The following is a 23,091-nucleotide window of genomic DNA, read 5'->3' as shown; positions in this document are numbered from 1 at the left end:
CGGCTCAGCCCGGCAGCGCGCGGTGCGCCGGCGCGCGCAGGCTGGCCATCTCCTCGGCCATCGCCGCCGCCACCTCCTCGGGCAGGGTGTCGGGGAAGTCGTCGGGCGCCAGGAAGGCGTAGCCAAGCGCCCGCACCACGTCCGGATCCAGCCGCGCGTTGACCCGCGCGACCGCGGAGCGGGTCAGCCAGCCGCGCCAGTGTTCGCGCGAATAGTAGCTTTGCAGCGTCGCCAGCCCGGCCTCGCCGGCCTTGGTGTTGCGCTCGCGCGGCTTGATCTCTCCGGCGGGCAGCGCCAGCGCGTCGGCGCAGGCGCGGGCGGTTCCGGCGGGATCGGCGACGAAATCCTCGAACCGCAGCCGGTGGCAGGCCAGCCCCTCGGCGGCCGCCCGCGCGGGCAGCGCCAGCGCCGCCGCCGCCTTCTCCGCCCACAGGTCCACCGGCGAGGCCACCACCGCCGCCATCCCCTCGCGCCGCTCGGTCATCCACGGGCGGGCGGCGAAGGCGTCCAGCGTCTCGGCGTTGGGGCCCTTGATGTGGTACGGCCGCCGCGCCAGGCCGACCAGCCAGGAATAGGGATTGCGCACCATCACCACGACCCCCGCGCCCGCCGCCACCATCGCCGGCGTCAGGCGCGGAAGCGCGTGCTTCCACGGGTCGGACTCGGCCTCGCGGGCGGCGGCCTCGTCGCGCAGCGCGTGCAGGTAGAGCTTCTTCCACGCGCCGCGCATCTGCGTCTCGATCGCCGCCTCCAGCGCGCCGTCGGCGGCCGCCGCCGCCGGCGCCGCCACCCGGTGGCCGACGTCCGGCAGCTGCCGCAGCAGCGCACCCAGCGCCCGCGTTCCGGTGTTGCGCTCGCCGAAGATCTTCACCACGTGGCGCGCCATGCCCGCCGATCCTTCCTGCCGTTTCCTGCCGCCGGGCGGTCCGGCCGGGGCGTTTGGGATTGCCTAGACCTGAATCGCGCTGCTACTCCAGCACCATGAAGATCGCCTCGTACAACATCAACGGCGTCAAGGCGCGCCTGCACGCCCTCACCGCCTGGCTTGAGGAAGCCCGCCCCGACGTGGTCGTGCTGCAGGAGATCAAGTCGCTCGACGAGACCTTCCCGCGCGCGCCGATCGAGGATCTCGGCTACAATCTGGAGACCCACGGCCAGAAGGGCTTCAACGGCGTCGCGATCCTGTCGCGGCTGCCGCTCGAGGACGTGCGCCGCGGCCTGCCCGGCGACGACGGCGACGAACAGGCGCGCTGGATCGAGGCGCTGGTGCTGGCCGACACGCCGGTGCGGGTGTGCGGGCTCTACCTGCCCAACGGCAACCCGGCGCCGGGTCCGAAATACGACTACAAGCTGGCCTGGATGGTGCGGCTGAAGGCCCGGGCGCAGGCTCTGCTGGCCGCCGAGGAGCCGGCGCTGATGGCCGGCGACTACAACGTCATCCCGCAGGCCGAGGACGCCGCCAACCCGGCGGCCTGGGCGACCGACGCGCTGTACCTGCCCGAAACCCGCGCCGCATTCCGCCGGATCGTGCACCTCGGCTTCACCGACGCGCTGCGGGCGACGACGCGGCAGGACGGCGTCTATACGTTCTGGGACTACCAGGCCGGCGCCTGGCGCCGCAACGACGGCATCCGCATCGACCACATCCTGCTGACGCCGCAGGCCGCCGACCGGCTGGTCACCTGCCAGATCGACAAGGAGATCCGCGGCCGCGAGAAACCCTCGGACCACGTGCCGATCTGGGTGGAACTCGAGGACTGAGCGCAGCGCGGCTCAGCCCGCGCCGCCGGTCACGTCGTGCCCGTACAGCCAGTCGAACCGCGCCAGCAGCCCGCCCGGGGCCAGCGCGCCGACACCGGCCATGCCCGCGCGCAGCCCGGCCCGCAGCGGCCCCGGCGGCAGGTGGTACAGCCGCGCGTTGCGCGCCGCGGCGCGCTGCACGCGGGTCACGCGGGGCTTGCGCGCGCGTTCGTATGCCGCCAGCGCCGCCGGCACGTCGCCGTGCCGCTCCAGGCAATCGGCCAGCACCCAGGCGTCCTCGATCGCCATCGTCGCACCCTGCGCCAGGAACGGCAGCATCGGGTGGCACGCATCGCCCAGCAGCGCGACGTTGCCGCGGTGCCAGCGTGGCAGCGCGCCGTGGGCGAACAGGCCCCATTCCCGGCCCTCTCCGACCGCCGCCAGCAGCCGCGTCACCGGCGCGCACCAGCCGGCGAAGCCGGCGCGCATCCTCTCGACGTCGGCGACGGCGGTCCAGCCCTCGGCGGTCCACGCGTCCCGCGCCTCGACCGCGACCAGGTTCCACAGCGCGCCGCCGCGCAGCGGATACACCACCACATGCCGCCCCGGCCCCATGAACAGCAGCGTGCGCCCCGGATCCAGCCCGTCCGCCGCCGCACCGTGCGGCACCAGCGCCCGCCACGCCACCTGGCCGGTAAAGGCCGGCGCGACATCCGGCAGAGCCCTGCGCCGGAACGCCGAGCGGACGCCGTCGGCGGCGATCACCGCATCGGCCTGCGGCGGCGCGCCGGGATCGATCTCGGACGCGAACCGCAGCGTGGCCCCGGCGCCGGTCGCCGCCTCGGTCAGCACCGCCAGCAGATCCGCGCGGTGCAGCTGCAGATACGGCGCGCCATAGCGGCCCTCGGCGGCGGCCATGTCCACAGCGGCCACCAGCCGCCCCGACAGACCGTCGCGCATCTCGACCGCGCGCGGCCGCGCGGCGTGCGCGTCCAACTCCGCGCCCAGGCCCAGCGCGCGCAGGACATGGACGCCGTTCGGGCCGATCTGCAGCCCGGCGCCGACGTCGTCGAAGGCGGGGGCGCGCTCGTGCACGGTGACCGCGACGCCGCGGCGGGCCAACGACAGCGCCGCCGCCATGCCGCCGATTCCCGCGCCCACCACCGCCGCCGTCCGGATCATCAAGGCACCTCCGCGCGTGCCGCCCCGGTGCCGGGACCCGACGAAAAAGGGGCCTGCTGGCCCCTTTTCCCGAGTTTCATCGCGGTGCGCGGGATCAATCGTCCCGATGCACCTTCTCGCGCCGCTCGTGCCGCTCCTGCGCCTCCAGGCTCAGGGTGGCGATCGGCCGCGCCATCAGCCGCTTGAGCGAGATCGGCTCACCGGTCTCCTCGCAGTAGCCGTAGCTGCCCTCGTCCAGCCGGCGCAGCGCGGAGTCGATCTTCGACACCACCTTGCGCTGCCGGTCGCGGGTGCGCAGCTCCAGCGCCCGGTCGGTCTCCTCGCTGGCGCGGTCGGCCACGTCGGGGATGTTGCGGGTGCCTTCCTGCATGTCCTCGATCGTGCCGCGACTTTCAGCGAGGATCGATTCCTTCCATTTCATCAGCTCGTTGCGAAACCACGCCACCTGACGTTCGTTCATGAACGGCTCGTCCTCCGAAGGCAGGTAGTCGGAGTCGAATTTGGTTTCCGCTTTCATATGGTGCGCTACCCTGGTTCTGCGTGCTGGCACGGGCCGGGGGGGATCGGCGCCGCATTGCACCGGCTGCTCTCAATATGCGGGTCGTCTACTAGGATTCCCGCGACTTGTCACCTATTACCTGCGTGAACGGAACGGAATTATCGTCGCCACGCAACAGCTTCGCCGGGACAGCGACAGGCAGGAAAACAAGCATGAATTTCCGCTCGACGGCCGAGTACATCGCCACCAGGGATCTTGCCGTCGCGGTCGATGCGGCGGTGACGCTGGAACGCCCGCTGCTGGTGAAGGGCGAGCCCGGCACCGGCAAGACCGAGCTGGCCCGCCAGATCGCGGCGCAGATGGACGCGCCGCTGCTGGAATGGGCGGTGAAGTCGAGCACCAGGGCGCAGCAGGGCCTGTACGAGTACGACGCGGTCAGCCGGCTGCGCGACAGCCAGCTGGGCGATCCGCGGGTCAGCGACGTCGGCAACTACATCCGTCGCGGCAAGTTGTGGCAGGCGTTCGTCGCCGAGCGCCGCGTGGTGCTGCTGATCGACGAGATCGACAAGGCCGACATCGAGTTTCCCAACGACCTGCTGCAGGAACTCGACCAGATGGAGTTCCACGTCTACGAGACCGGTCAGACCGTCCGCGCCGTGCACCGCCCGGTGGTGATCATCACCTCGAACAACGAGAAGGAACTTCCCGACGCCTTCCTGCGGCGCTGCTTCTTTCACTACATCCGCTTTCCCGACGCCGGGACGCTGCGCACCATCGTCGAGGCGCACTTCCCGGGCATCAAGCAGACCCTGCTGACGGCGGCGCTGGACCAGTTCTTCGAGATCCGCGAGACGCCGGGGCTGAAGAAGAAGCCGTCGACCTCGGAGATGCTGGACTGGCTGCGCCTGCTGGTGGCCGAGGACCTTGATCCCGCCGACCTGCGCCGCAGCGCGCACGAGGCGCTGCCGCGGCTGCACGGCGCGCTGCTGAAGAACGAGCAGGACGTGGCGCTGTTCGAGCGGCTGGCATTCATGGCCCGGCGCGAGCGCTAGTCCGGCCGCGGCGCTTTCGGGGGTTGCCAAGCCGCCGAAGCTGCGGACAGATGGTCGCAGCGGGCCGGCCCGCGCCATTTCAAGCCACGGGTGACGATTTCGATGACGACGATCCGGCCGATCACCCCCGCCGACGAAACCGCCTGGCGGCGCCTGTGGAAGGCCTACCTGACCTTCTACGGAACCGAGCTGCCCGAGCAGGTCTGCCGCAGCAGCTTCGCCCGGCTGACCGACCCGCATGTCACCGACTACCGCGGTGTGCTGGCGCTCGGCGCCGACGGCCCGGTCGGGCTGGCACACTTCATCTTCCACCGCCACGGCTGGCGGATCGAGGATGTGGTGTACCTGCAGGATCTCTACGTCGCGCCGCAGGCGCGCGGCACCGGCGCGGGGCGGGCGCTGATCGAGGCGGTCTATGCCGCGGCCGATGCCGCCGGCTGCCCCTCGGTGTACTGGCTGACGCAGGAGTTCAACGCCGAGGCGCGCCGGCTCTACGACCGCGTCGCCACGCTGACCCCGTTCGTGAAATACCAGAGGACCGGCGCATGATCGCGCGGCTGGCGGCGACGGCGGCGATCCTGGCGGCGCTGGCCGGCTGCGGGCTGGCGCCGCCGTCGCAGCCGGCCAGCCGCGCCGTGGCCACCGGCCCGGCGGCGACCGATGTCGCCTTTCCCGCCGAGACGCTGCCGCGCGGCGTCGCGCGCGCGAACCGGCAGCTGGCGGCGGATTTCCTCGACCTGACCTTCGCGCTGGAACGCGGCGAGACGCTGCGCGGGCTGCTGCGCCACGAGGGGCCGATCCGGGTCTACCTGCGCTCGCCCGAGCTGGCGCCCTACGCCGGCGACATCGAGAACCTGCTGCGCCGGTTCCGCGACGAGGCGCGGATCGACATCCGCAGCACCCGCGATCCGTCCGAGGCACGGATCCACATCGACGGCGTGCCGCTGGCCGAGCTGCAGCGCATCGACGCCGGCGCGGCCTGCTTCATCGTCCCCGGCGAGACCTCCTGGAGCGGCTTCCGCGCCCGCTCGGGCCGCGACCGGCTGCGCTGGTCGTCGCAGCGGACGCTGGGCGTCACCGCGATCTTCATCCCCACCGACAGCTTCCCGCAGGACATCCGCGACTGCCTGCACGAGGAGCTGGCGCAGGCGCTGGGGCCGGCGAACGACCTGTACCGCCTGCCCGACAGCGTGTTCAACGACGACAACTTCCACTCGATCCTGACGCCGTTCGACATGCTGATGCTGCGCGCGCTCTACGACGACGCGCTGCGCTCGGGCCTGCCGCACAGCGTCGTGGCGGGGCGGATCGGGCCGATCCTGGCGCGTATCAACCCGCAGGGCGAGGGCATCGGCGAGCTGCCCCGCGCCCCCGCTTCGGCCGAATTCAAGCGCTCGATCGAGGAGGCGCTGACCCGCCGCCACGGCGCCGCGCGCCGGATCGCCGCCGCCAACCGCGCGCTGGCGGCGGCGCAGCGCCTGCAGCCGGCGGATCACCGGCTGGGGGTGGCGCTGATCACCCGCGGCCGGCTGACCCGCGACCAGGCGCCGGAGCGGGCGGCGGCGGATTTCCGCGCCGCCTACCGGCTGTTCCGCGACCGCTACGGGCCCGACGACATCCGCACCGCGCAGGCGGCGCTGCACGTCGCGCTGACCGCGCTTGAGCAGGCCGACTTCGACGCCGCCGACCGGCTGGCGACGCAGGCGATTCCCGTCGCCCGGCGCGGGCACAACGCGGTGCTTCTGTCCAGCCTGCTGGCCATTCGGGCCGCCGCGCTGACCGCGACCGGAGACCGCACCGGCGCCCGGCAGGCACAACTGGACCACCTGCGGTGGGCACGCTATGCCTACGGCGACGGCAACGGCACCCGCGCGCGCGAGCAGGCCCGGCTGGAGGCGCTGCTGCCGCAGATGAACTGACGCCGGCGCGCCCGCGCCCCCAAGACGGACCTTCCGATGATCCCGCTGATCGCCTTCGCCGCCGGTTTCGCCTTCGGCTGGCTACGCGCCCGCCGCCGCGGCGGCAACCGGCTCGACAAGCTGCAGTACGGCGCCGGGCACGGCATCTTCGCCGCGATCCTCGCGCTGGCGGCGGTGATCCTGGCCGCTCGGCTGGCCTGACCGCAGCGGGTAACCCCGCCTTAACCATACACCCCCAGCATGGCCCGCAGGCGATGCAGGAGGGTTCGAGATGGCAATGCTTTCGGCCACCACGGTCGAGGACGGCGTGCGTGGTTTCTACGACGGCTACGGCTGGGTCGGCACCGATGGCGGCAACGGCGAGGATGCGGCGTTCCGGGCGTTCCGGCCGGCCTATGCCGGGTACCACGCCGCGGTCGAACGGCGCACCCTGGCCGCCTTCGACGGCCTGCACGGCGGGCTGCTGATCGCCGGCTGCGGCGACATGCCGGCCAGCCACCTGGACCTGGCGCGGCGCTTCGACCGGCTGGCCTGTCTCGACATCTCGGGGCGGGCGCTGACCGCCGCGGCGACGAAGCTCAACCGCCGGGCCGAGATCGTGCGCGGCTCGGTGCTGGAACCGCCGTTCGACGAGGGCGGCTTCGACGCGGTGTTCTGCGCCCACGTGCTGTTCCACATCGACATCGACCTGCAGGAACGCGCCGTCGACCGGCTGCTGCGGCTGCTGCGGCCGGGCGGACGGCTGGTGGTGATCTATTCCAACCCGCGCTCGCCGGTGCGCTTCGCCACCGCCGCCGCCGAACGCGCGCGGCGGCTGCTGCCGGGCGCGGCGCGCGCGGCGCCGGCGCGGCCCGATCTCTATTTCCGCCGTCACCCGCTGGGCTGGTGGCAGCGCTTTGCGGACCGCGCCCGGATCGACATCCGCCCCTGGGACGTGATCGGCAGCCGCGACGACCGCGCGCTGCTGTGGTCCGACCGCGCGGCCAAGCGGTTCTACGCCGCCGCGGGCCGCATCGAGGCGCGCCACCCGCGCGTCGCCGCCGCGCTCTGGCACTATCCGATGATCGTGCTCGAACGTCGCTGAGCGGCGCCGCCGCCGCGGGGTTGCCTCCGCCCCGGCGGGCGCGGCATGCTGCGGCGGATCCGCAACTCAGCAACGGGCCCGCCGCCGTGTACGTCACCTTGTTCGAGGAACTCCGGCGCCAGGGCGTGCCGGTCTCGCTGCGCGAGTACCTCTGCTTCCTGCGCGCGCTGTCGGCGGGGCTTGCGGCCTTCGACGCCGAGGGGTTCTACTATCTCGCGCGCACCGCGATGGTGAAGGACGAGCGCCACCTCGACCGGTTCGACCGCGCCTTCGGCACGGTGTTCTCGGGGCTGGAGGCGCTGACCCCAGCGCAGATCCTGACTGCCGCCGAGATCCCCCAGGACTGGCTCCGCAAGCTGGCCGAGAAGCACCTGACGCCCGAGGAACGCGCCGCGGTCCAGGCCGCCGGCGGTTTCGAGGCGCTGATGCGCAAGCTGATGGAGCGGCTGTCCGGGCAGAAGCGCCGGCACCGGGGCGGCAGCAAGTGGATCGGCACCGCCGGCACCTCGCCGTTCGGCGCTCATGGCTACAATCCCGAAGGCGTGCGCATCGGCCAGCACGAAAGCCGCCACCAGCGCGCGGTGAAGGTCTGGGACCGGCGCGAGTTCCGCAACCTCGACGACCAGGTCGAACTCGGCACCCGCAACATCAAGCTCGCGCTGCGCCGGCTGCGCCACTGGGTGCGCGATGGCGCCGCCGAGGAGCTGGACCTGCCCGGCACGATCCGCGCCACCGCCGAGCATGGCTGGCTCGACGTGCAGACCCGCCCCGAGCGGCGCAACGCGGTCAAGCTGCTGCTGTTCCTCGATGTCGGCGGCTCGATGGACCCGCACGTGCGCGTGGTCGAGGAGCTGTTCTCGGCCGCCCGCGCCGAGTTCCGGCACCTCGAGCACCACTATTTCCACAACTGCATCTACGAGGGCCTGTGGCGCGACAACGCCCGCCGCCGCCAGGCGCAGACGCCGACCGCCGAGGTGCTGCGCACCTACGGTTCCGACTACAAGGCGATCTTCGTCGGCGACGCGGCGATGAGCCCCTACGAGATCCTCTACCCCGGCGGCGCGAACGAGCACTACAACGCCGAGACCGGCGAAACCTGGCTGCGGCGCCTGCGCGAGCAGTGGCCGCACAGCGTCTGGATCAACCCGCTGCCGCAGCGCCACTGGCGCCACACCCAGTCGGTCGGACTGATCGCCGAGATCTTCGAGCGCCGCATGGTGCCGATGACGCTCGACGGCATCGCCCGCGCCGCACGCCTGCTGGGGCGCTGAGACCCGGCGGCTGGCGCAGCCGTCGTGACCGCGATCATCGTCCATCGTGCTGCTGGACGTGGTGTTCTCGATCGACAGCATCCTGACCGCGGTCGGCATGACCGACATCCTGCCGGTGAAGTACGCCGCGGTGATCGTCGCCGTCGCGGTGATGTTCCTGGCCTCTGGTCCGGTGATGCGCTTCGTGGGCGAGAACCCGACCGTGGTGATGCTGGCGCTGGCGTTCCTGCTGATGATCGGCGTGGTGCTGATCGCCGACGGCTTCGGCCACCACGTGCCGAAGGGGTACATTTACGCCGCGATGGCCTTCGCCGCCTTCGTCGAGACGCTGAACATGCTGGCGCGCCGGCGCGGCGGGCTGAAGGCGCACCGCCAGCCGGGGGTCTGAACCGCTTGCCGGGATCGGCCGGGCCCCCCATATCTGGGACATGATCCGGTTGACCCCGATCCTGCTGGCCATCGCCTTCGCGGTGGGAATGTACCTGCTCTCGGCCTGGCGGCTGAAGCGGCAGCTGGACGCGCGCTCGACCGAACTGGCCGACCCGGCGATCGCGCGGCTGACCCGCGACATGGCGCTCGAGTTGGACCTGCCCCGGATCCGGGTGCACATCTACGAGGTCGCCGCCGTCAACGGCCTGGCCGCGCCCGACGGACGGATCTTCATCACCCGCGGATTTTTCGACAAGTACCGGCTGGGCGACGTGACGGCGGCCGAGATGGCCTCGGTGATCGCGCACGAACTGGGCCATGTCGCGCTGGGGCACTCCAGGCGGCGGATGTTCGATTTCTCGGGGCAGAACGCGATCCGCACGATCCTGGCGATGGTGCTGGGCCGGCTGATCCCCGGCATCGGGCCCTATATCGCGAACCTGCTGACCTCGCTGCTGGCGGCGCGGCTGTCGCGCCAGGACGAATACGAGGCCGACGCCTACGCCGCCGCGCTGCTGACCAAGGCCGGGATCGGCACCGGTCCGCAGGTGTCTCTGTTCCGCAAGCTCGAGGGCATGGCCGGCAGCGGCGGCGGACAGCTTGCCTGGCTGATGAGCCACCCGAAGACCGAGGAACGCGTCGCCCACATCGAGGCGCTCAGCCGCCGCTGGGTGACTCAGCCCTGATCCAGCGCCTTGCCCAGCCGCGGCAGGCCGGCGCGCTTGAGCAGCGGGCGCAGCGGCTGCGCGCGCCCCGAGACCGCCTCGGTCCGCAGCCGCACCGCGTCCACCACCTCGGCCACCGGCACCCGGCCCTCGGTCAGCAGCTCGGTCAGCACGCTGTCGGGGGTGCGCACCATCAGCCCGTGCCGGGCCAGGGTACGGCCGGGAAAATCCCGAAGGTTGGCGGTGACGATCGCCTCGGCACCGCCGGCGATTGCCGCGGCCAGCACGTGCAGATCGTCCGGATCGGGCAGCGACAGCATGTCCGCGGCACCGGCGGGCGGCACCACCTCGCCCGCCGCCCAGTCGGTGCGCAGCAGCGCGATCTCGGCCCGGGCGATGGCTTCGGCGGCGGCGCCGTGGCGCGCGGCGGCGCGGGCCCATTCCTCCAGCACGCGCGGCGAGTACAGCGGCACGAAGCCGCCCTCAACCGCCGCGCCCAGCAGGATCTCGCGCAGCACGGTGGGGAACAGGATGCAGGCGTCGAGGAACAGCCTCATCCGTCCAGCCGCAGGAACACCGCCTTCAGATACGAGGATTCGGCCAGGTACGGGTGCACCGGGTGGTCGGGCCCCGCCTCTCCGGTGGACAGGATCTGCGCCGCCCGCCCGGCGCGGCCGATGCCGCGCAGGCTGGCGGTGCGGAACTTCGCCAGATCGGCGGCGTGAGAGCACGAGCACAGCACCAGGTAGCCGCCCGGCTCGACAAGGCCGGCGGCCAGGCGCGCGATGCGTTCGTAGGCGCGCAGCCCCGCCTCCAGCGCCGGCTTCGCGGGCGCGAAGGCGGGCGGGTCGCACACCACCAGGCCGAAGCGCTCTCCGGCTTCAGCCAGATCGGCCATCACCTCGAACGCGTCGCCCTGCCGGGTGGCGAAGCGCTCCGCCACGCCCGAGCGGGCTGCGCCCTCCCCGGCCAGCGCCAGCGCGGGGGCCGAGCCATCCACCGCCAGCGCGGCCTGCGCGCCGCCGGCCAGCGCCGCCAGGGCGAATCCGCCGACATGGCTGAAAACATCAAGCACCCGCCGTCCCCGGCCCAGCCGCGCCGCGAAGGCGTGGTTCGGCCGCTGGTCGTAGAACAGGCCGGTCTTCTGCCCGCCCTCCAGGTCGGCGCGGTAGATCGCGCCGTTCATCGGCACGTCCACCGGCCCGTCCAGCGCCCCGGCCAGCACCGAGGATACGGCGTCCAGCCCCTCCAGCGCGCGCGCCCTTCCCGAGGCGTTCTTGACCACCGTCGAAACGCCGGTGACGGTGCGCAACGCGGCGACCATCGGCTCCAGCAGCAGCTCGGCCCAGGCGGCGTTGGGCTGCACCACGCAGGCATCGCCGAACCGGTCGACGACGACCCCGGGCAGCCCGTCGGCCTCGGCGTGGATCAGGCGGTAGAACGGCGCGTCGTACAGCGTCTCGCGCAGCGCCAGCGCACGGGCGAAGCGCGCCTCGAACCAGGCCTGGTCCACTGCCTCGTCCGGGTCGCGCGACAGCATTCGCGCGGCGATGCGGCTGGCCGGGTTGAACGCCGCCAGTCCCAGCGGCGTGCGCTCGCCGTCCTCCAGCACCACCAGCGTTCCAGGCGCCAGGTTGCGCGCGCGCCGGTCCAGCACCAGCGTGTCGGCGAAGGCCCAGGGCGCGCCGAAGCGCAGCGGCTGGGCGTTCTTGTTCGGGCGCAGATGGATGCGGGGACGGTCGGTCTGGCTCATGGCGGGGTCCTCTGGCGGCGTGCCCCGCCACAAGCACGAAAAAAGGCCACCCCGCAAGGGGCGGCCCAGTCTGGGAGGAAACACACCGACCCCGCCTTGCGGGACCGGAATAAACGTCAGATATGCGCGCCGCGGCGAAGGGCAAGGGCAAAGCGCCCCGGAAGCGCGGCGATGGCGCGGGCGGCGGCGCGCAAGCCGCGGGCGATCACCTCGGCGCGCATCGCGTTGGCCTGGCGCTCGGCGGCGATAAGATGGTCGCGGTCGATGTCGTAGCGGTCGTACATGGTGGCTCCTGTCGCACCGGCGGCAAACCCTCCGGCGTTGCGTTCGCGACTAGAGATAGGCGCCGACCGCCCCTTGTGCAGCACACAAGTTGGCAGTCCCGCCATGCGTTCAACGCATGGCGGGCAGCCGGGACCGCACGCGCACCGGGGCCAGCGCCAGGTGCCGCAGGTAGCGCCGCTCGAGCGCGCGGAAGACGCCGACCACGACCAGCGTCACCAGCATGTACAGCGCCGCCGCCGTCAGCAGCCCCTCGTAGGCCAGGTAGTAGCGCGCGTTCAGCGCCCGCCCGGCGCCGAGAATGTCCTGCAGGGTGATCACGCTGGCCACCGCCGAGCCGTGCAGCATGAACACCACCTCGTTGCCCAGCTGCGGCAGCGACCGGCGCAGCGCCGCCGGCAGCAGCACCAGCCGGTCGACCTGCCGCGGCCGCAGCCCCAGCGCGCGGGCGGCCTCCAACTCGCCCGCCGGCGTCGCCGCCAGCGCGCCGCGCAGGATCTCGGAGGCATAGGCGCCGCTGTTCAGCGCGAAGGTGATCAGCGCGCACCACCAGGCCTCGCGCAGCAGCGCCCAGGCCCAGCTGTCGCGCAGCCACTCGAACTGCGACAGGCCGAAATAGACCATGTAGAGCTGCACCAGCAGCGGCGTGCCGCGGAACAGCGCGACATAGCCGTCGGCCAGCGCCGACAGCCCGCGGACCCGGCGCAGCCGCACGAAGGCCACCGGCACCGCAAGGCACAGCCCCAGCGCCAGCGCCAGCACGGTCAGCTGCACCGTGATCCACACCCCCTCGGCGAACAGCGGCCAGCTTTCCAGGATCAGGCCGGCCTTCATCGCGCGGCGCGGCGCTCGGCGGCGGCGAACAGTCGGCCCGACACCCAGGTGATGCCCAGGTAGACCAGCAGCACGAAGCCGAAGAACAGGAACGGCGCGCGCTGCGACTTGCCGACGTCGTTGGCCACGCCGACCAGATCGCCCAGGCCGATCACCGACACCACCGCGGTGGACTTCACCAGCACCATCCAGACGTTGGCATAGCCCGGCAGCGCGTGCCGCAGCATCTGCGGCAGCAGCACCAGGCGCAGCGTCGCGCCGCGGCCGAGGCCCAGCGCCCGGGCGGCGTCGGCCTGGCCCGCCGGCAGCGCGCGATAGGCGCCGCGGAAGGTTTCGGTCAGATAGGCGCCGTAGATGAAACCGATCGACAGCACCCCGGCCCAGAACGGCGGCAGCGGGATGCGGTCCAGCCCGACCAGCGCGCCGAGGTCGTTGAGCAGCCGCTGGCCGCCGAAATAGACCAGCAGCACCATCACAAGATCGGGCACGCCGCGCACCAATGCGGTATAGCCGCGCACCGCCGCCGCCGGCAGGCGGCGCCCGGACAGCCGGCCGACGGCGCCCAGCGCACCCAGCGCGGTGGCCAGCGCCAGCCCCAGCAGCGCCAGCGCCAGCGTCACCGCCGCGCCGCGCAGCAGCAGCGGCAGGAACGGCAGCAACTCGTTCATCCGGTCAGCCGTGGCGCGACGGCGCGGTCATCCGCCGAAGATGTCGAAGTCGAAATACTTCTGGTTGATCTTCTGATAGGTGCCATTGGCCCGCAACTCGCCGATCGCATGCGAGAAGGCGTTGCGCAGATCCTCCTCGCCCTGGCGCACGGCGATGCCCGCGCCGATGCCGTGGTATTTCGGGATCGAGATCGGCGGCCCGAAAAAGGCGAAACCCTCGCCCGAGTCGGTGTCGAGAAAACCGGTCGCGCTGGCGATGCTCTCGCCCATCACCGCATCGATCCGGCCCGCCGCGAGGTCCAGGAACGCCTCGTCCTGCGAGCCGTAGAGCTTGATGTCCACCCGCGGATGCTCGCCGCGCATGTAGTCGTGGTGCACGGTGCCGCGCTGCACGCCGACGACCGCGTCCTTCAGGTCGTCCATCGTCATCCCCTCGCGGCCGACGAACCGGGCGGGGGTGTTGTAGTACTTCATCGAGAAGTCGACGACCTGCTTGCGCTCGGGGGTGATCGCCATCGAGGCGACGATGGCATCGCACTTGCGCTCCAGCAGCGCCGGGATGATGCCGTCCCAGCCGGTCTTCACCAGCGTGCAGTCATAGCCCAGCTGGTCGCACAATGCGTTGGCGATGTCGATGTCGAACCCGGCGACCGAGCCGCTTTCCGTGGTGAACGAAAACGGCGGGTACGCGCCCTCGACACAGATGTTCAGGCTCTGCGCAACAGCCTGCGCGCCAAGGCCCGTCACCAGCGCAAGCGACAGCAGGGTGGTTTTCAGCACCGGTGTTCCTTCCTGTTCGACGCGCCGACATTCGGGGAAGCGCCGGGATCGGTCAACCGCCGCGCCGGCCGCCGGCGCGGTTCGGCGGCAACTGTGCCCGCGACAGGACAGAACACCCGCAAACCGTTGCCCACGCGCAACAAATCCGCGCCGCAGGTGCAGGATCAGTCGGAAAGCCCGACCTCCGCGCCCGGGGCGGCGGCGCGCGCCAGCCAGCGCGCGACGAAATCCTCGACCGAGCGGAAGCAGACCAGGGTGAAGCCGGCGTCCTCGTGCATCCAGAACGCCGCCGCCACCTGGCCCAGCCGGGTGCGGCGGAAATCGCCGCGGCCGAACCGGTCCGGGGCCAGGTCGACCGGCGCGCCCTTGGCCAGCACCTCGCGCGCGCCGGGCCCCTCGATCCGGAACAGGCTGCGCGCGTCCGACACGTCCGCCGCCAGGTGATGCACCGATGCCAGCCGCGACGACAGCATCGCCGCGGTGTCGGCGGCCTGCTCGAACGGCAGCAGGACCAGCAGCTCGTCCGGCGACATCCACGCCAGCGCGAAGTCGCCGTCCTCGGCGATGCGGCGCACGTCGGGCTGCGCGACGCCGGTGACCTCGGTCACCACCGCGCCCAGCGCCGCGTCGCCCAGCTCGCCGCGCAGCGCGATCATGCCGCGCCGTTCGGGGCCGATGATCCGCGTCTCAGACATTCTGCCGCTCTCCTTCCGGGTCCAGGAACACCGGGTCCACCACCGTCGCCTCGATCGCGCGCCCGGGCTCGACCTCGAACCGCAGGACCTGCCCCATGCGGCGCGATCCGCCCCTGATCAGCGCCATCGCGATCGACCGGTCGAGCGTGGGCGAGAAATAGCTCGAGGTGACGTGGCCGATCATGCCGGCGATGCCGTCGGGGCGCGGCGCGCCCTCGACCGCGTGCGCGCCGTCGGGCAGCACCTCGGCCGGGTCCAGCGTCGCCAGCCCGACCAGCTGCTTGCGGTCCGGGTCGGTCAGGTGCGTCCGCTCCATCGCGCGCTTGCCGATGAAATCCTGCTTCTTCTTGCTGACCGCCCAGCCCAGGTTCAGATCGTGCGGCGTCACCGTGCCGTCGGTCTCGTCGCCGATCATGATGAAGCCCTTCTCGGCCCGCATCACATGCAGCGCCTCGGTGCCGTAGGGCTGGATGCCGTGCGCGGCCCCCGCCTCCAGGCAGGCGTCCCAGAACGCCTGCCCGCGGCCCGCCGGCACCGCGACCTCGAAGCTCAGCTCGCCCGAGAACGAGATCCGGTGCACCCGCGCCGGGATCCCCGCCAGCGTGCCCTCGGCGAAGCCCATGAACGGCAGCGTCTCGCGGCCGAGGTCCATGCCCTCCAGCGCCTCCAGCACCTGCCGCGCCTTCGGTCCGACCACGGCGATCTGCGCGTGCTGCTCGGTCAGGTTGGCGGTGTAGACCCGGAAGTCCCACCACTCGGTCTGCAGCCATTCCTCCATCCAGGCATGCACCCGGTCCGACCCGCCCGAAGTGGTGTGGCACAGGAAGCTGTCCTCGGACAGCCGCGCCACCACGCCGTCGTCGAACAGGAAGCCGTTCTCGGTACACATCAGACCGTAGCGGCAGCGCCCGACCTTCAGCGTCGACATCATGTTGGTGTAGATCAGGTCCAGGAACTTCGCCGCATCCGGCCCCTTGACCAGGATCTTGCCCAGGGTCGAGGCGTCCAGCAAGCCGACGTTCCGCCGCGTGTTCAGGACCTCGCGCGTCACCGCGTCCTCGACGCTCTCGCCCGGGCGCGGGATGGCATAGGGCCGCCGCCAGTCGCCCACCGGCTCCCAGTGCGCGCCCTGCGCGGCCAGCCAGCCGTCGATGGCGGTCTTGCGGACCGGCTTGAACAGCTCGCCCCGCGCCGCGCCGGTGATCGCGCCGAAGCTCAGCGGCGTGTAGGGCGGGCGGAAGGTGGTGGTGCCGACCTGCGGGATCGGCGCGCCCAGGCTCTGGCTCAGCACTGCCAGCCCGTTGATGTTGCTCAGCTTGCCCTGGTCGGTGGCCATGCCCAGCGTGGTATAGCGCTTGGCGTGCTCGACGCTCTCGAACCCCTCCTGCGCGGCCAGCTGCACGTCGGATACCTTGACGTCGTTCTGGAAATCCAGGAACGCCTTCTCGCGCAGCGCCGCGGGCGCGCCGTGCGGCATCATCCAGACCGCCTCGGGCGCGGCCTCGTCGACGGTTTCCGCCCGCGGTGCGGGCGCCTCGGACGGCGACAGATCCAGCGCCTGCGCCACCCGGTCCGCCGCGGCGGCCGCATCCGCCAGCGCCGCGTCGGCCCGCAGCGCCCCCGACGCCGCCCCGGCGGCGGTCACCATCGCCCGGCCGTCATGGTTCAGCGGCGGCCGCGCCGGGTCGGGCACGAACATCGCCGCCGCCTCGTCCCAGCGCAGCTTGCCGCCGCAGTGCGACCACAGGTGCACCACCGGCGACCAGCCGCCCGAAACCGCCACGCAGTCGCAGCCGATCTCCTCCAGCACCGCGCCCTCGCCGGCCTGCGCGCAGATCCCGACCGAGGTCACGCCGCGCCTGCCGCCCCAGGCGAGGGCCACGCCGCGCCCGGTCTCGACCCGCACGCCGCGGGCGCGCACCGCCTGCGCCAGCGGCCCCTCGGCGCGGGCGCGCACGTCCAGCACCGCCGGCACCGTCAGCCCGGCGTCGAGCAGCGCCAGCGCGGTGCGGTAGGCGTCGTCGTTGCCGGTCACCAGCACCGTGCGGTCGCCGGGGCTGACACCGTAAAGCGTCACGTAGTCCCGCACCGCCGAGGCCAGCATCACCCCGGGCCGGTCGTTGCCGGCGAACGCCAGCGGCCGCTCGATGGCGCCGGTCGCGGTGATGATGTGCCCGGCGCGGATCCGCCACAGCCGGTGCCGCGGCCGGCCGTCGCCCGGCGTGTGGTCGGCGACCCGCTCGCCGGCCAGCACATAGCCGTGGTCGTAGACCCCCGCCGCCTGGGTGCGCAGCCGCACCGTCACGTTCGGCATCTGCGCCAGCGCGGCAAGCTGCGCGGCGACCCAGTCGTGGGCGTCCGCGCCGTCGATCCGGCCGCCGTCGGCAAGCGCCCGACCGCCGGCATGCGGCGCCTGCTCGAGCAGCAGCACCCGCGCGCCGGCCGCGCCCGCGCGGCGCGCCGCGGTCAGCCCGGCGATCCCGGCGCCGACCACCAGCACGTCGGCGAAGGCGTGGAAGTGCTCGTAGCGGTCCGGATCGCGCGCGCCCGCCGCCGGCGCCGGCCCCAGCCCGGCCGAGCGGCGGATCACCGGCTCGAACAGGTGCTTCCACGCCGCGCGCGGCTGGATGAACGTCTTGTAGTAGAACCCAGCCGGCAGGAACTTCGCCATGCCCGCGCTGACCGCGCCGAGATCGGTCTCCAGGCTCGGCCAGTGGTTCTGCGAGCGCGCCTCCAGCCCCGCGAACAGCTCGGTGGTGGTGGCGCGCTGGTTCGGCTCCATCCGGTCCCCGGTGCCCAGGCTGACCAGCGCGTTCGGCTCCTCGGCGCCGCTGGCGTAGACGCCGCGCGGGCGGTGGTACTTGAACGACCGGCCGACCAGCGACCGGCCGCTGCCCAGCAGCGCCGAGGCCAGCGTGTCGCCGGCAAAGCCCTTCAGCCGGGTGCCGTTGAAGCTGAACGCGACCGGCCGGGCGCGGTCGATCAACCGGCCGCCGCGGGGCAGACGGCTGCTCATCGATCCTGCTCCCACTCCGAGATCCAGTCCGGGCGGCGGGCGCGGATCGCCTCCAGCACATGCGCGGGCGGCGCGGCGGTCTGCGCGGCGTAGGTGCCGAACACCTCCAGCGTCGCGGTGCAGCGGGCGGCGTGGAACCACTTGCCGCAGCCGAACGCGTGCCGCCAGCGCTCGAAATGCACCCCGCGCGGATTCTTGCGGGCGAACAGGTAGTCGCGGAACGCCGCATCGTCCGAGCCGGGGCCGCTGCGCTTCAGATGCGCCTCGCCGCCGGGGTGGAATTCGGTCTCCTCGGCGCTCACGCCGCAGCAGGGACAGGTCAGCAGCAGCATGGCGGCCTCCGGAGGGTCACGAGCGAATCACCTGCGGCCGGAACGGCGGTCGCACGCCCTGGGATAATCGAACGAAAACAATCGGATATTGCGATATGGCGCCCGGCCTCCGGCGCCGGCCCGCCTTGCACCAGCAGACCTTCGAGCGGACATTCCCCAGCGAATTCAACACCAAGGCCGGTCCGGCAGTGTTTACTCACGAGTAAACCAGAGAATCTTCGGACACGGATCGCGCATTTTGTCTCAGGTTTGGCAATAGATTGGCGAGCGAGGCGAAATGAGCTATGATTGCCGCAGTTGTAACGAGTTTTAGACTTATTTTCGGGGGATTGCGCATGTCTGAGCACCAGCGGTGGGTCACCGACCTCGTGAAGTTCCATGGCAACGCCAAGGAAACCGTCGGCGAGTTCCTGTACAAGCCGTTCGGGATCGAAAGTACAGACGGTCTGAACGCCATCACCCTCTACGTCTTCGCGGCGGTGGCGGTGTTCGTGCTGTTCCGGCTGTTCACCCCGGCACGCAGGGCGCGGGCGCACAGCAAACCGGACCACTACGACTTCGGCCGCGGGCTCTGACCGCGGCCCGACCGATGGGCTTCGCATGCCGGCCGTCGCCTCTGCCGAGGCCGTCGGGCTGAGCGCGCGCCCGGTCAATGCGCCACCGCCGCGGCGACGCTCTCGTCGATCATCCGCCCCTCGGCGAACCGCTCCAGCGAGAACGGCGCCGCCAGCGCCCGCGGCGCGCCGTCGGCCAGCATCTCGGCGGTGGCCCAGCCCGAGCCGGGGATCGCCTTGAACCCGCCGGTGCCCCAGCCGCAGTTGAGGAAGATGCCGGGCACCGGCGCCGGGCCGATGATCGGCGAGCGGTCGCCGGTCATGTCGACGATCCCGCCCCATTGCCGCAGCATCTTCAGCCGGCTGATCAGCGGAAAGGTCTCGACCAGCGCGCGCACGGTCTCCTCGACGTGCTGGAAACTGCCGCGCTGGGTGTAGTTGTTGAACCCGTCGGCGCCGCCGCCGATCACCAGCTCGCCCTTGTCCGACTGGCTGATGTAGCCGTGCACCGTGTTCGCCATCACCACGCAGTCCAGCACCGGCTTGATCGGCTCGCTGACCAGCGCCTGCAGCGCCAGCGATTCCACCGGCAGGCGGAACCCCGCCATCTCGGCCAGCACCCCGGACGAGCCGGCGACGACTAAGCACAGCCTGTTGCAGCGGATCGGCCCCTTGCCGGTCTGCACCCCGGTGACTCCGGTCGCGTCCCGGTCGACGCCGGTCACGGCGCAGTTCTGGATGATGTGCACGCCCAAGTCGGACGCGGCGCGGGCATAGCCCCAGGCGACGGCGTCGTGCCGCGCGGTGCCGCCGCGCGGCTGCCACAGCCCGCCCAGCACCGGATAGCGCGGCCCGTCGATATTGATGACCTTGACGATCTTCCGCACCTCGTCCGGGGTGACCATGCGGCTTTGGATGCTGGCCAGCCGGTTGGCGTGCGCGGTGCGCTTCCAGGCGCGCAGCTCGTGCTCGGTCTGCGCCAGCATCATCACCCCGCGCGGGCTGAACATGATGTTGTAGTTCAGCTCCTGGCTCAGCGTCTCGTACAGCGTCCGCGACTTCTCGAAGATCGCCGCGCTCTCGTCCTGCAGGTAGTTCGAGCGGATGATCGTGGTGTTGCGCCCGGTGTTGCCGCCGCCCAGCCAGCCCTTCTCCAGCACCGCGACATTGGTGATGCCGTGGTTCTTCGCCAGGTAGTAGGCGGTGGCCAGCCCGTGCCCGCCGGCGCCGACGATCACCACGTCGTACTGCGCGCGCGGCTCGGGCGAGGCCCAGGCCCGCTCCCATCCCGCGTGGTGACGCAGGGCTTCCCGCGCGATGGCGAACGCCGAATACCGCTTCATCCAACCCCCTCTTCGCCGGGCCAGCACGCCGGCACGCCGGCCGCCTACCGGTCTAGCCCGACCCGCCGCGCCCGGCCGCACCGGCCTGCGGCACAATGATTCCCAATCGCGACATTTTCATCCGCCCCGGCGCGGGTGCAACGATATGCGCATTGCAGCCGGTCCGCCGACGTCGATAATGGCCCCTCGTTCGAAAGGGCAGGTCAACGATGATCTTCTGGGCAGTCGCCGCAATCCTCGGGCTGATCGTCGCCGCGGTGTTGACGCGCGCGATGCTGCGGCCCGGTGCGGCCGCCGGCCGCGCCGACCGCGCGGCGCGGGTCTACCGCGCCCAGCTGGACGAGGTCGAGGCCGACCTGGCGCGCGGCACCCTGACCGAGGCCGAGGCCGGCGCGCTGCGCGCCGAGGTATCGCGCCGCCTGCTCGCCGCCACCGACCGCGCCGACGCCGGCGACGCGGCGGCCCCCGGCAGGATGAATCTGGTGGCCGCGGCGCTGACCGCGGCGTTCGTTCTGGGCGGCGGCGGCGCGCTCTACGCGGTGCTCGGCGACGCCGGCGCGCCGGACCGGCCGCTGGCCCGCCGCCTGGCCGAGGCCGCGCAGGCCTGGGCCGAGCGCCCCGGCCAGGCCGAGGCCGAGGCGCAGCTGGCCGCCGCCGGGCGCGCCGACCCGCCCGAGGCCGACCCCGAGCAGCTGGCGCTGATCGAGCGGCTGCAGGCCGCGCTCGCCGACCGGCCGACGGACGAGCGCGGGCACCGCCTGCTCGCCGCCTCGCTGGCGCGCCTGGGCCGGTTCCCGCAGGCGGCCGAGGCGCAGACCCGGGTGCTGGAGATCGTCGGCGCCGACGCCACCGCCGCCGACCTGGTCAACCTGGCCGAGTTCCGCATCCTGGCGGCGCAGGGCTATGTCTCGCCCGAGGCCGAGGCGGCGCTGGTGGCGGCGCTGGATCTGGACCCGCAGCACCCCCGCGCGCGCTATTTCTCGGGGTTCGGCGCGCTGCAGGCGGGCCGGCCGGATATCGCCTACGGGCTGTGGGCGCGGCTGCTGGCGGAAAGCGCGCCGGACGCGCCCTGGGTCGCGCCGATCGCCGCGCAGATGCCCGAGGTGGCGCGCGCCGCCGGCCAGCCGGTGCCGCCGCTGCCCGGCAGCACCGCGACCGGGCCGACGCAGGACGACATCGCCGCCGCGCAGGACCTCAGCCCCGAGGATCGGGCGCAGATGATCCGCGGCATGGTCGATCGGCTGTCCGGACGGCTGGCGACCGAGGGCGGCCCGGCCGAGGACTGGGCGCAGCTGATCCGCGCGCTGGGCGTGCTGGGCGAGCGCGGCCAGGCCAACGACGTCTACCGCGAGGCGCGCACGATCTTCGCCTCGGCGCCGCGCGACCTGGCGCTGATCGAACGCGCCGCGCGCGATGCGGAGATCGTGCGATGATCCACGAGGACGCCGCCGCCTTCCGCGCCGCGCTGCCGCAGGGGCGCGCGCTGATCGGGCTGGACCTGGGCACCAGGACAATCGGCGTCGCGGTCTCGGACAACCGGCTCAGCGTGGCGACGCCGCTGCAGACGCTGAAGCGCAAGAAGTTCGGCACCGACGCCGACGCGCTGCAGGCGCTGATCGACGGCCGGCAGATCGGCGGCCTGGTGCTGGGCCTGCCGCGCAACATGGACGGCAGCGAGGGGCCCCGCGCCCAGTCCACCCGCGCCTTCGCCCGCAACTTCACCGCGCGGCACCCGATCCCGCTGATGCTGTGGGACGAGCGCCTGTCCACCGTCGCCGCCGAGCGCGCGCTGCTCGAGGCCGACACCTCGCGCCGCCGCCGGGCCGAGGTGATCGACCACGTCGCCGCGGCGCTGATCCTGCAGGGCTTCCTGGACCGGCTCGCGTACATGGCCGGAGCGGCGTCATGAGCGGCGCGCGCGACGGCATCGAAAGCCCCTGCGTCAACATCTGCATGCTGCACCCGGAAACGCGGCTCTGCATCGGCTGCGCCCGCACCGGGGACGAGATCGCCCGCTGGTCGGCGATGACGCCCGACGAGCGGCGCGCGGTGCTCGCCGCCCTGCCCGACCGGCAGGCCGCGCCCACCACGCGCCGCGGCGGACGCGCCGCCCGGCGCTGAAGCCCGAACCTGGCCGAAACCGGCCATGGCACGGAAAAGGAATCTTTGACTCCGTGTATTTTCTATTTTAGCTAATAACGGAAACTGGAGAGCACGACACCCGATGCCGCTTCCCGACGCCTTCGCCGCGCTGGGCGATCCGACCCGCTTCGCCATCGTCGAGCGCCTGCTGGCCGAGGGCGAGAAGAGCGCGGGCGAGATCTGCGGCGTGGTCGCCGTCTCGGCACCCTCGGTGTCGCGGCATCTCAAGGTGCTGTGCGACGCCGGCGTGCTGGTACGTCGCGCCGAGCGCCAGCGTCGGCTATACTCGGCCAATCCGGCGGCGCTGCAGTCGATCCACCGCTGGGCGATTTCGCACCGGCAGTTCTGGGCAAGCAGCCTCGACCGGTTGCAGCGCGCCGTGGAAGGGGACCGCACGGATGTCTGACCTGACGCTCACCCGCTTCTTCCGCGCCGACCGCACCCGGGTCTTCGACCATCTGACCCGCACCAAGCTGCTGCTGGAATGGTGGGGCCCCGAAGGGCTGACGGTGCCGGTGCACGCGCTGGACTTCTCGCGCCCCGGCCCGTGGTTCTCGGAGATGCACGCCCCCGACGGCGCGGTCTACAAGGTCTCGGGGCAGGTCGAGCATGTCGATCCGCCGGCCTCGGTCGCGTTCACCTGGGGCTGGCACGACGACGCCGGGCAGCGCGGCCCGGAAAGCCACGTGCGGTTCGAGCTGCACGCCCGCGACGGCGGCACCGAGCTGGTGCTGACCCACAGCGGCCTGGCCGATGACGCCGTCGCCGCGCGGCACACCGAGGGATGGACCTCGTCGCTCGGCAAGCTCGAGCGGCGGCTCGCCGCGCCGCCCGCGGCCTGAGCGCGCGGA

Annotated in this window: 28 protein-coding genes; 15 read left to right on the top strand and 13 right to left on the bottom strand. The window is 72.4% G+C overall.

All coding sequences use genetic code 11. The annotated features are described in order from the left end of the window. Positions 1-4: 4 nt before the first annotated feature. Positions 5-886 carry a hypothetical protein gene (locus GE300_RS09205; RefSeq protein ID WP_154446270.1) on the bottom strand — a complete coding sequence of 294 codons (882 nt, stop codon included), beginning with the start codon at positions 884-886 and terminating at the stop codon, positions 5-7. A 95-nt stretch (positions 887-981) separates the two neighbouring features. Between GE300_RS09205 and xth the strand changes: the two genes are divergently transcribed. Beyond that, complete coding sequence (gene xth / locus GE300_RS09200; protein WP_154446332.1) at positions 982-1,761, top strand: exodeoxyribonuclease III; 780 nt, start codon at positions 982-984, stop codon at positions 1,759-1,761. A 12-nt stretch (positions 1,762-1,773) separates the two neighbouring features. Here xth and GE300_RS09195 read toward each other — a convergent pair whose 3' ends face one another. Together GE300_RS09195 and dksA are read right to left on the bottom strand one after the other, a co-directional pair. Beyond that, complete coding sequence (locus GE300_RS09195; RefSeq protein WP_233416897.1) at positions 1,774-2,922, bottom strand: FAD-dependent monooxygenase; 1,149 nt, start codon at positions 2,920-2,922, stop codon at positions 1,774-1,776. Between the two features lie 94 nt (positions 2,923-3,016). Continuing rightward, the gene (dksA, locus tag GE300_RS09190) at positions 3,017-3,439 is read right to left on the bottom strand and encodes an RNA polymerase-binding protein DksA (RefSeq protein WP_154446268.1); all 423 of its coding nucleotides are present in this window, start codon (positions 3,437-3,439) and stop codon (positions 3,017-3,019) included. 194 nt (positions 3,440-3,633) lie between these two features. Here dksA and GE300_RS09185 point away from each other — a divergent pair, with 194 nt between their 5' ends. From GE300_RS09185 to GE300_RS09155, 8 genes are all read left to right on the top strand, one after another. After that, on the top strand, positions 3,634-4,473 hold the full coding sequence (locus GE300_RS09185; RefSeq protein WP_154446267.1) for an AAA family ATPase: 840 nt from the start codon (positions 3,634-3,636) through the stop codon (positions 4,471-4,473). A gap of 102 nt (positions 4,474-4,575) precedes the next feature. After that, the gene (locus tag GE300_RS09180) at positions 4,576-5,022 is read left to right on the top strand and encodes a GNAT family N-acetyltransferase (RefSeq protein ID WP_154446266.1); all 447 of its coding nucleotides are present in this window, start codon (positions 4,576-4,578) and stop codon (positions 5,020-5,022) included. Continuing rightward, complete coding sequence (locus GE300_RS09175) at positions 5,019-6,392, top strand: DUF2927 domain-containing protein (RefSeq protein ID WP_154446265.1); 1,374 nt, start codon at positions 5,019-5,021, stop codon at positions 6,390-6,392. The genes GE300_RS09180 and GE300_RS09175 overlap by 4 nt, the downstream gene beginning before the upstream one ends. Before the next feature lie 36 nt (positions 6,393-6,428). Continuing rightward, a complete protein-coding gene (locus tag GE300_RS22940) occupies positions 6,429-6,593 on the top strand; it encodes a hypothetical protein (RefSeq protein ID WP_233416896.1) in 165 nt (54 codons plus the stop codon). 70 nt (positions 6,594-6,663) lie between these two features. After that, on the top strand, positions 6,664-7,476 hold the full coding sequence (locus GE300_RS09170; protein WP_154446264.1) for a class I SAM-dependent methyltransferase: 813 nt from the start codon (positions 6,664-6,666) through the stop codon (positions 7,474-7,476). Positions 7,477-7,562: 86 nt separating this feature from the next. Then, complete coding sequence (locus tag GE300_RS09165; protein ID WP_325063170.1) at positions 7,563-8,747, top strand: vWA domain-containing protein; 1,185 nt, start codon at positions 7,563-7,565, stop codon at positions 8,745-8,747. 46 nt (positions 8,748-8,793) lie between these two features. Further along, the gene (locus tag GE300_RS09160; protein ID WP_325063169.1) at positions 8,794-9,135 is read left to right on the top strand and encodes a TerC family protein; all 342 of its coding nucleotides are present in this window, start codon (positions 8,794-8,796) and stop codon (positions 9,133-9,135) included. Between the two features lie 40 nt (positions 9,136-9,175). Continuing rightward, positions 9,176-9,862 (top strand): M48 family metalloprotease, encoded by a 687-nt coding sequence (locus GE300_RS09155; RefSeq protein ID WP_154446262.1) that lies wholly within the window; start codon positions 9,176-9,178, stop codon positions 9,860-9,862. Here the strand turns inward: GE300_RS09155 and GE300_RS09150 are convergent. The 9 genes from GE300_RS09150 to GE300_RS09110 all read right to left on the bottom strand — a co-directional run bounded on the left by GE300_RS09150 (position 9,853) and on the right by GE300_RS09110 (position 18,201). Continuing rightward, the gene (locus GE300_RS09150) at positions 9,853-10,398 is read right to left on the bottom strand and encodes an RSP_2648 family PIN domain-containing protein (RefSeq protein ID WP_154446261.1); all 546 of its coding nucleotides are present in this window, start codon (positions 10,396-10,398) and stop codon (positions 9,853-9,855) included. The genes GE300_RS09155 and GE300_RS09150 overlap by 10 nt on opposite strands. Beyond that, positions 10,395-11,594, bottom strand: a complete 1,200-nt coding sequence (locus GE300_RS09145) for an RSP_2647 family RNA methyltransferase (protein ID WP_154446260.1) — start codon at positions 11,592-11,594, stop codon at positions 10,395-10,397. The genes GE300_RS09150 and GE300_RS09145 overlap by 4 nt, the downstream gene beginning before the upstream one ends. Before the next feature lie 116 nt (positions 11,595-11,710). Beyond that, on the bottom strand, positions 11,711-11,878 hold the full coding sequence (locus GE300_RS09140) for an RSP_7527 family protein (protein WP_154446259.1): 168 nt from the start codon (positions 11,876-11,878) through the stop codon (positions 11,711-11,713). 109 nt (positions 11,879-11,987) lie between these two features. After that, positions 11,988-12,710, bottom strand: a complete 723-nt coding sequence (locus GE300_RS09135) for an ABC transporter permease (protein ID WP_154446258.1) — start codon at positions 12,708-12,710, stop codon at positions 11,988-11,990. Further along, a complete protein-coding gene (locus GE300_RS09130; RefSeq protein WP_154446257.1) occupies positions 12,707-13,378 on the bottom strand; it encodes an ABC transporter permease in 672 nt (223 codons plus the stop codon). The genes GE300_RS09135 and GE300_RS09130 overlap by 4 nt, the downstream gene beginning before the upstream one ends. A 27-nt stretch (positions 13,379-13,405) precedes the next feature. After that, on the bottom strand, positions 13,406-14,158 hold the full coding sequence (locus tag GE300_RS09125) for a transporter substrate-binding domain-containing protein (RefSeq protein ID WP_325063168.1): 753 nt from the start codon (positions 14,156-14,158) through the stop codon (positions 13,406-13,408). Positions 14,159-14,322: 164 nt separating this feature from the next. Then, positions 14,323-14,853 (bottom strand): sarcosine oxidase subunit gamma, encoded by a 531-nt coding sequence (locus GE300_RS09120; protein WP_154446256.1) that lies wholly within the window; start codon positions 14,851-14,853, stop codon positions 14,323-14,325. Continuing rightward, positions 14,846-17,869: a sarcosine oxidase subunit alpha family protein gene (locus tag GE300_RS09115; protein WP_154446255.1), complete on the bottom strand. Its 3,024-nt coding sequence runs from the start codon at positions 17,867-17,869 to the stop codon at positions 14,846-14,848. Before GE300_RS09115 ends, GE300_RS09120 begins: the two co-directional genes overlap by 8 nt. Next, on the bottom strand, positions 17,866-18,201 hold the full coding sequence (locus GE300_RS09110; protein WP_154446254.1) for a sarcosine oxidase subunit delta: 336 nt from the start codon (positions 18,199-18,201) through the stop codon (positions 17,866-17,868). The genes GE300_RS09115 and GE300_RS09110 overlap by 4 nt, the downstream gene beginning before the upstream one ends. Before the next feature lie 335 nt (positions 18,202-18,536). On the opposite strand from GE300_RS09110, the gene GE300_RS09105 reads away from it, so the two are divergent. Beyond that, positions 18,537-18,776 carry a hypothetical protein gene (locus GE300_RS09105; RefSeq protein WP_154446253.1) on the top strand — a complete coding sequence of 80 codons (240 nt, stop codon included), beginning with the start codon at positions 18,537-18,539 and terminating at the stop codon, positions 18,774-18,776. A gap of 74 nt (positions 18,777-18,850) precedes the next feature. Here GE300_RS09105 and GE300_RS09100 read toward each other — a convergent pair whose 3' ends face one another. After that, the gene (locus GE300_RS09100) at positions 18,851-20,098 is read right to left on the bottom strand and encodes a sarcosine oxidase subunit beta family protein (RefSeq protein ID WP_154446252.1); all 1,248 of its coding nucleotides are present in this window, start codon (positions 20,096-20,098) and stop codon (positions 18,851-18,853) included. A 209-nt stretch (positions 20,099-20,307) separates the two neighbouring features. Between GE300_RS09100 and ccmI the strand changes: the two genes are divergently transcribed. From ccmI to GE300_RS09075, 5 genes are all read left to right on the top strand, one after another. Then, the gene (gene ccmI, locus GE300_RS09095) at positions 20,308-21,531 is read left to right on the top strand and encodes a c-type cytochrome biogenesis protein CcmI (protein ID WP_154446251.1); all 1,224 of its coding nucleotides are present in this window, start codon (positions 20,308-20,310) and stop codon (positions 21,529-21,531) included. Beyond that, entirely contained in the window at positions 21,528-22,007 is a 480-nt protein-coding gene (gene ruvX / locus GE300_RS09090) for a Holliday junction resolvase RuvX (RefSeq protein WP_154446250.1), read from the top strand. The genes ccmI and ruvX overlap by 4 nt, the downstream gene beginning before the upstream one ends. Further along, positions 22,004-22,219, top strand: coding sequence for a DUF1289 domain-containing protein (locus GE300_RS09085; RefSeq protein WP_154446249.1), 216 nt, complete (start codon positions 22,004-22,006; stop codon positions 22,217-22,219). The genes ruvX and GE300_RS09085 overlap by 4 nt, the downstream gene beginning before the upstream one ends. Positions 22,220-22,322: 103 nt before the next feature. Further along, on the top strand, positions 22,323-22,646 hold the full coding sequence (locus GE300_RS09080) for an ArsR/SmtB family transcription factor (RefSeq protein WP_154446248.1): 324 nt from the start codon (positions 22,323-22,325) through the stop codon (positions 22,644-22,646). After that, a complete protein-coding gene (locus tag GE300_RS09075; protein WP_154446247.1) occupies positions 22,639-23,082 on the top strand; it encodes an SRPBCC family protein in 444 nt (147 codons plus the stop codon). The genes GE300_RS09080 and GE300_RS09075 overlap by 8 nt, the downstream gene beginning before the upstream one ends. The last annotated feature ends 9 nt before the right edge of the window (positions 23,083-23,091 follow it).

The sequence above is a fragment of the Halovulum marinum genome (assembly GCF_009697225.1).
In the GTDB taxonomy this organism is placed as follows: domain Bacteria; phylum Pseudomonadota; class Alphaproteobacteria; order Rhodobacterales; family Rhodobacteraceae; genus Halovulum; species Halovulum marinum.
The sequence above is the reverse complement of the archived record's forward strand: the minus strand, read 5'-3'. Positions and strand labels throughout refer to the sequence as shown.

Bases quoted from the DNA above. Each gene is read 5' to 3' on its own strand.
- GE300_RS09205 (WP_154446270.1), bottom strand. From the start codon at position 886: ATGGCGCGCCACGTGGTGAAGATCTTCGGCGAGCGCAACACCGGAACG.
- xth (WP_154446332.1), top strand. From the start codon at position 982: ATGAAGATCGCCTCGTACAACATCAACGGCGTCAAGGCGCGCCTGCAC.
- GE300_RS09195 (WP_233416897.1), bottom strand. From the start codon at position 2,922: ATGATCCGGACGGCGGCGGTGGTGGGCGCGGGAATCGGCGGCATGGCG.
- dksA (WP_154446268.1), bottom strand. From the start codon at position 3,439: ATGAAAGCGGAAACCAAATTCGACTCCGACTACCTGCCTTCGGAGGAC.
- GE300_RS09185 (WP_154446267.1), top strand. From the start codon at position 3,634: ATGAATTTCCGCTCGACGGCCGAGTACATCGCCACCAGGGATCTTGCC.
- GE300_RS09180 (WP_154446266.1), top strand. From the start codon at position 4,576: ATGACGACGATCCGGCCGATCACCCCCGCCGACGAAACCGCCTGGCGG.
- GE300_RS09175 (WP_154446265.1), top strand. From the start codon at position 5,019: ATGATCGCGCGGCTGGCGGCGACGGCGGCGATCCTGGCGGCGCTGGCC.
- GE300_RS22940 (WP_233416896.1), top strand. From the start codon at position 6,429: ATGATCCCGCTGATCGCCTTCGCCGCCGGTTTCGCCTTCGGCTGGCTA.
- GE300_RS09170 (WP_154446264.1), top strand. From the start codon at position 6,664: ATGGCAATGCTTTCGGCCACCACGGTCGAGGACGGCGTGCGTGGTTTC.
- GE300_RS09155 (WP_154446262.1), top strand. From the start codon at position 9,176: ATGATCCGGTTGACCCCGATCCTGCTGGCCATCGCCTTCGCGGTGGGA.
- GE300_RS09150 (WP_154446261.1), bottom strand. From the start codon at position 10,398: ATGAGGCTGTTCCTCGACGCCTGCATCCTGTTCCCCACCGTGCTGCGC.
- GE300_RS09145 (WP_154446260.1), bottom strand. From the start codon at position 11,594: ATGAGCCAGACCGACCGTCCCCGCATCCATCTGCGCCCGAACAAGAAC.
- GE300_RS09140 (WP_154446259.1), bottom strand. From the start codon at position 11,878: ATGTACGACCGCTACGACATCGACCGCGACCATCTTATCGCCGCCGAG.
- GE300_RS09135 (WP_154446258.1), bottom strand. From the start codon at position 12,710: ATGAAGGCCGGCCTGATCCTGGAAAGCTGGCCGCTGTTCGCCGAGGGG.
- GE300_RS09130 (WP_154446257.1), bottom strand. From the start codon at position 13,378: ATGAACGAGTTGCTGCCGTTCCTGCCGCTGCTGCTGCGCGGCGCGGCG.
- GE300_RS09120 (WP_154446256.1), bottom strand. From the start codon at position 14,853: ATGTCTGAGACGCGGATCATCGGCCCCGAACGGCGCGGCATGATCGCG.
- GE300_RS09115 (WP_154446255.1), bottom strand. From the start codon at position 17,869: ATGAGCAGCCGTCTGCCCCGCGGCGGCCGGTTGATCGACCGCGCCCGG.
- GE300_RS09110 (WP_154446254.1), bottom strand. From the start codon at position 18,201: ATGCTGCTGCTGACCTGTCCCTGCTGCGGCGTGAGCGCCGAGGAGACC.
- GE300_RS09105 (WP_154446253.1), top strand. From the start codon at position 18,537: ATGTCTGAGCACCAGCGGTGGGTCACCGACCTCGTGAAGTTCCATGGC.
- GE300_RS09100 (WP_154446252.1), bottom strand. From the start codon at position 20,098: ATGAAGCGGTATTCGGCGTTCGCCATCGCGCGGGAAGCCCTGCGTCAC.
- ccmI (WP_154446251.1), top strand. From the start codon at position 20,308: ATGATCTTCTGGGCAGTCGCCGCAATCCTCGGGCTGATCGTCGCCGCG.
- ruvX (WP_154446250.1), top strand. From the start codon at position 21,528: ATGATCCACGAGGACGCCGCCGCCTTCCGCGCCGCGCTGCCGCAGGGG.
- GE300_RS09085 (WP_154446249.1), top strand. From the start codon at position 22,004: ATGAGCGGCGCGCGCGACGGCATCGAAAGCCCCTGCGTCAACATCTGC.
- GE300_RS09080 (WP_154446248.1), top strand. From the start codon at position 22,323: ATGCCGCTTCCCGACGCCTTCGCCGCGCTGGGCGATCCGACCCGCTTC.
- GE300_RS09075 (WP_154446247.1), top strand. From the start codon at position 22,639: ATGTCTGACCTGACGCTCACCCGCTTCTTCCGCGCCGACCGCACCCGG.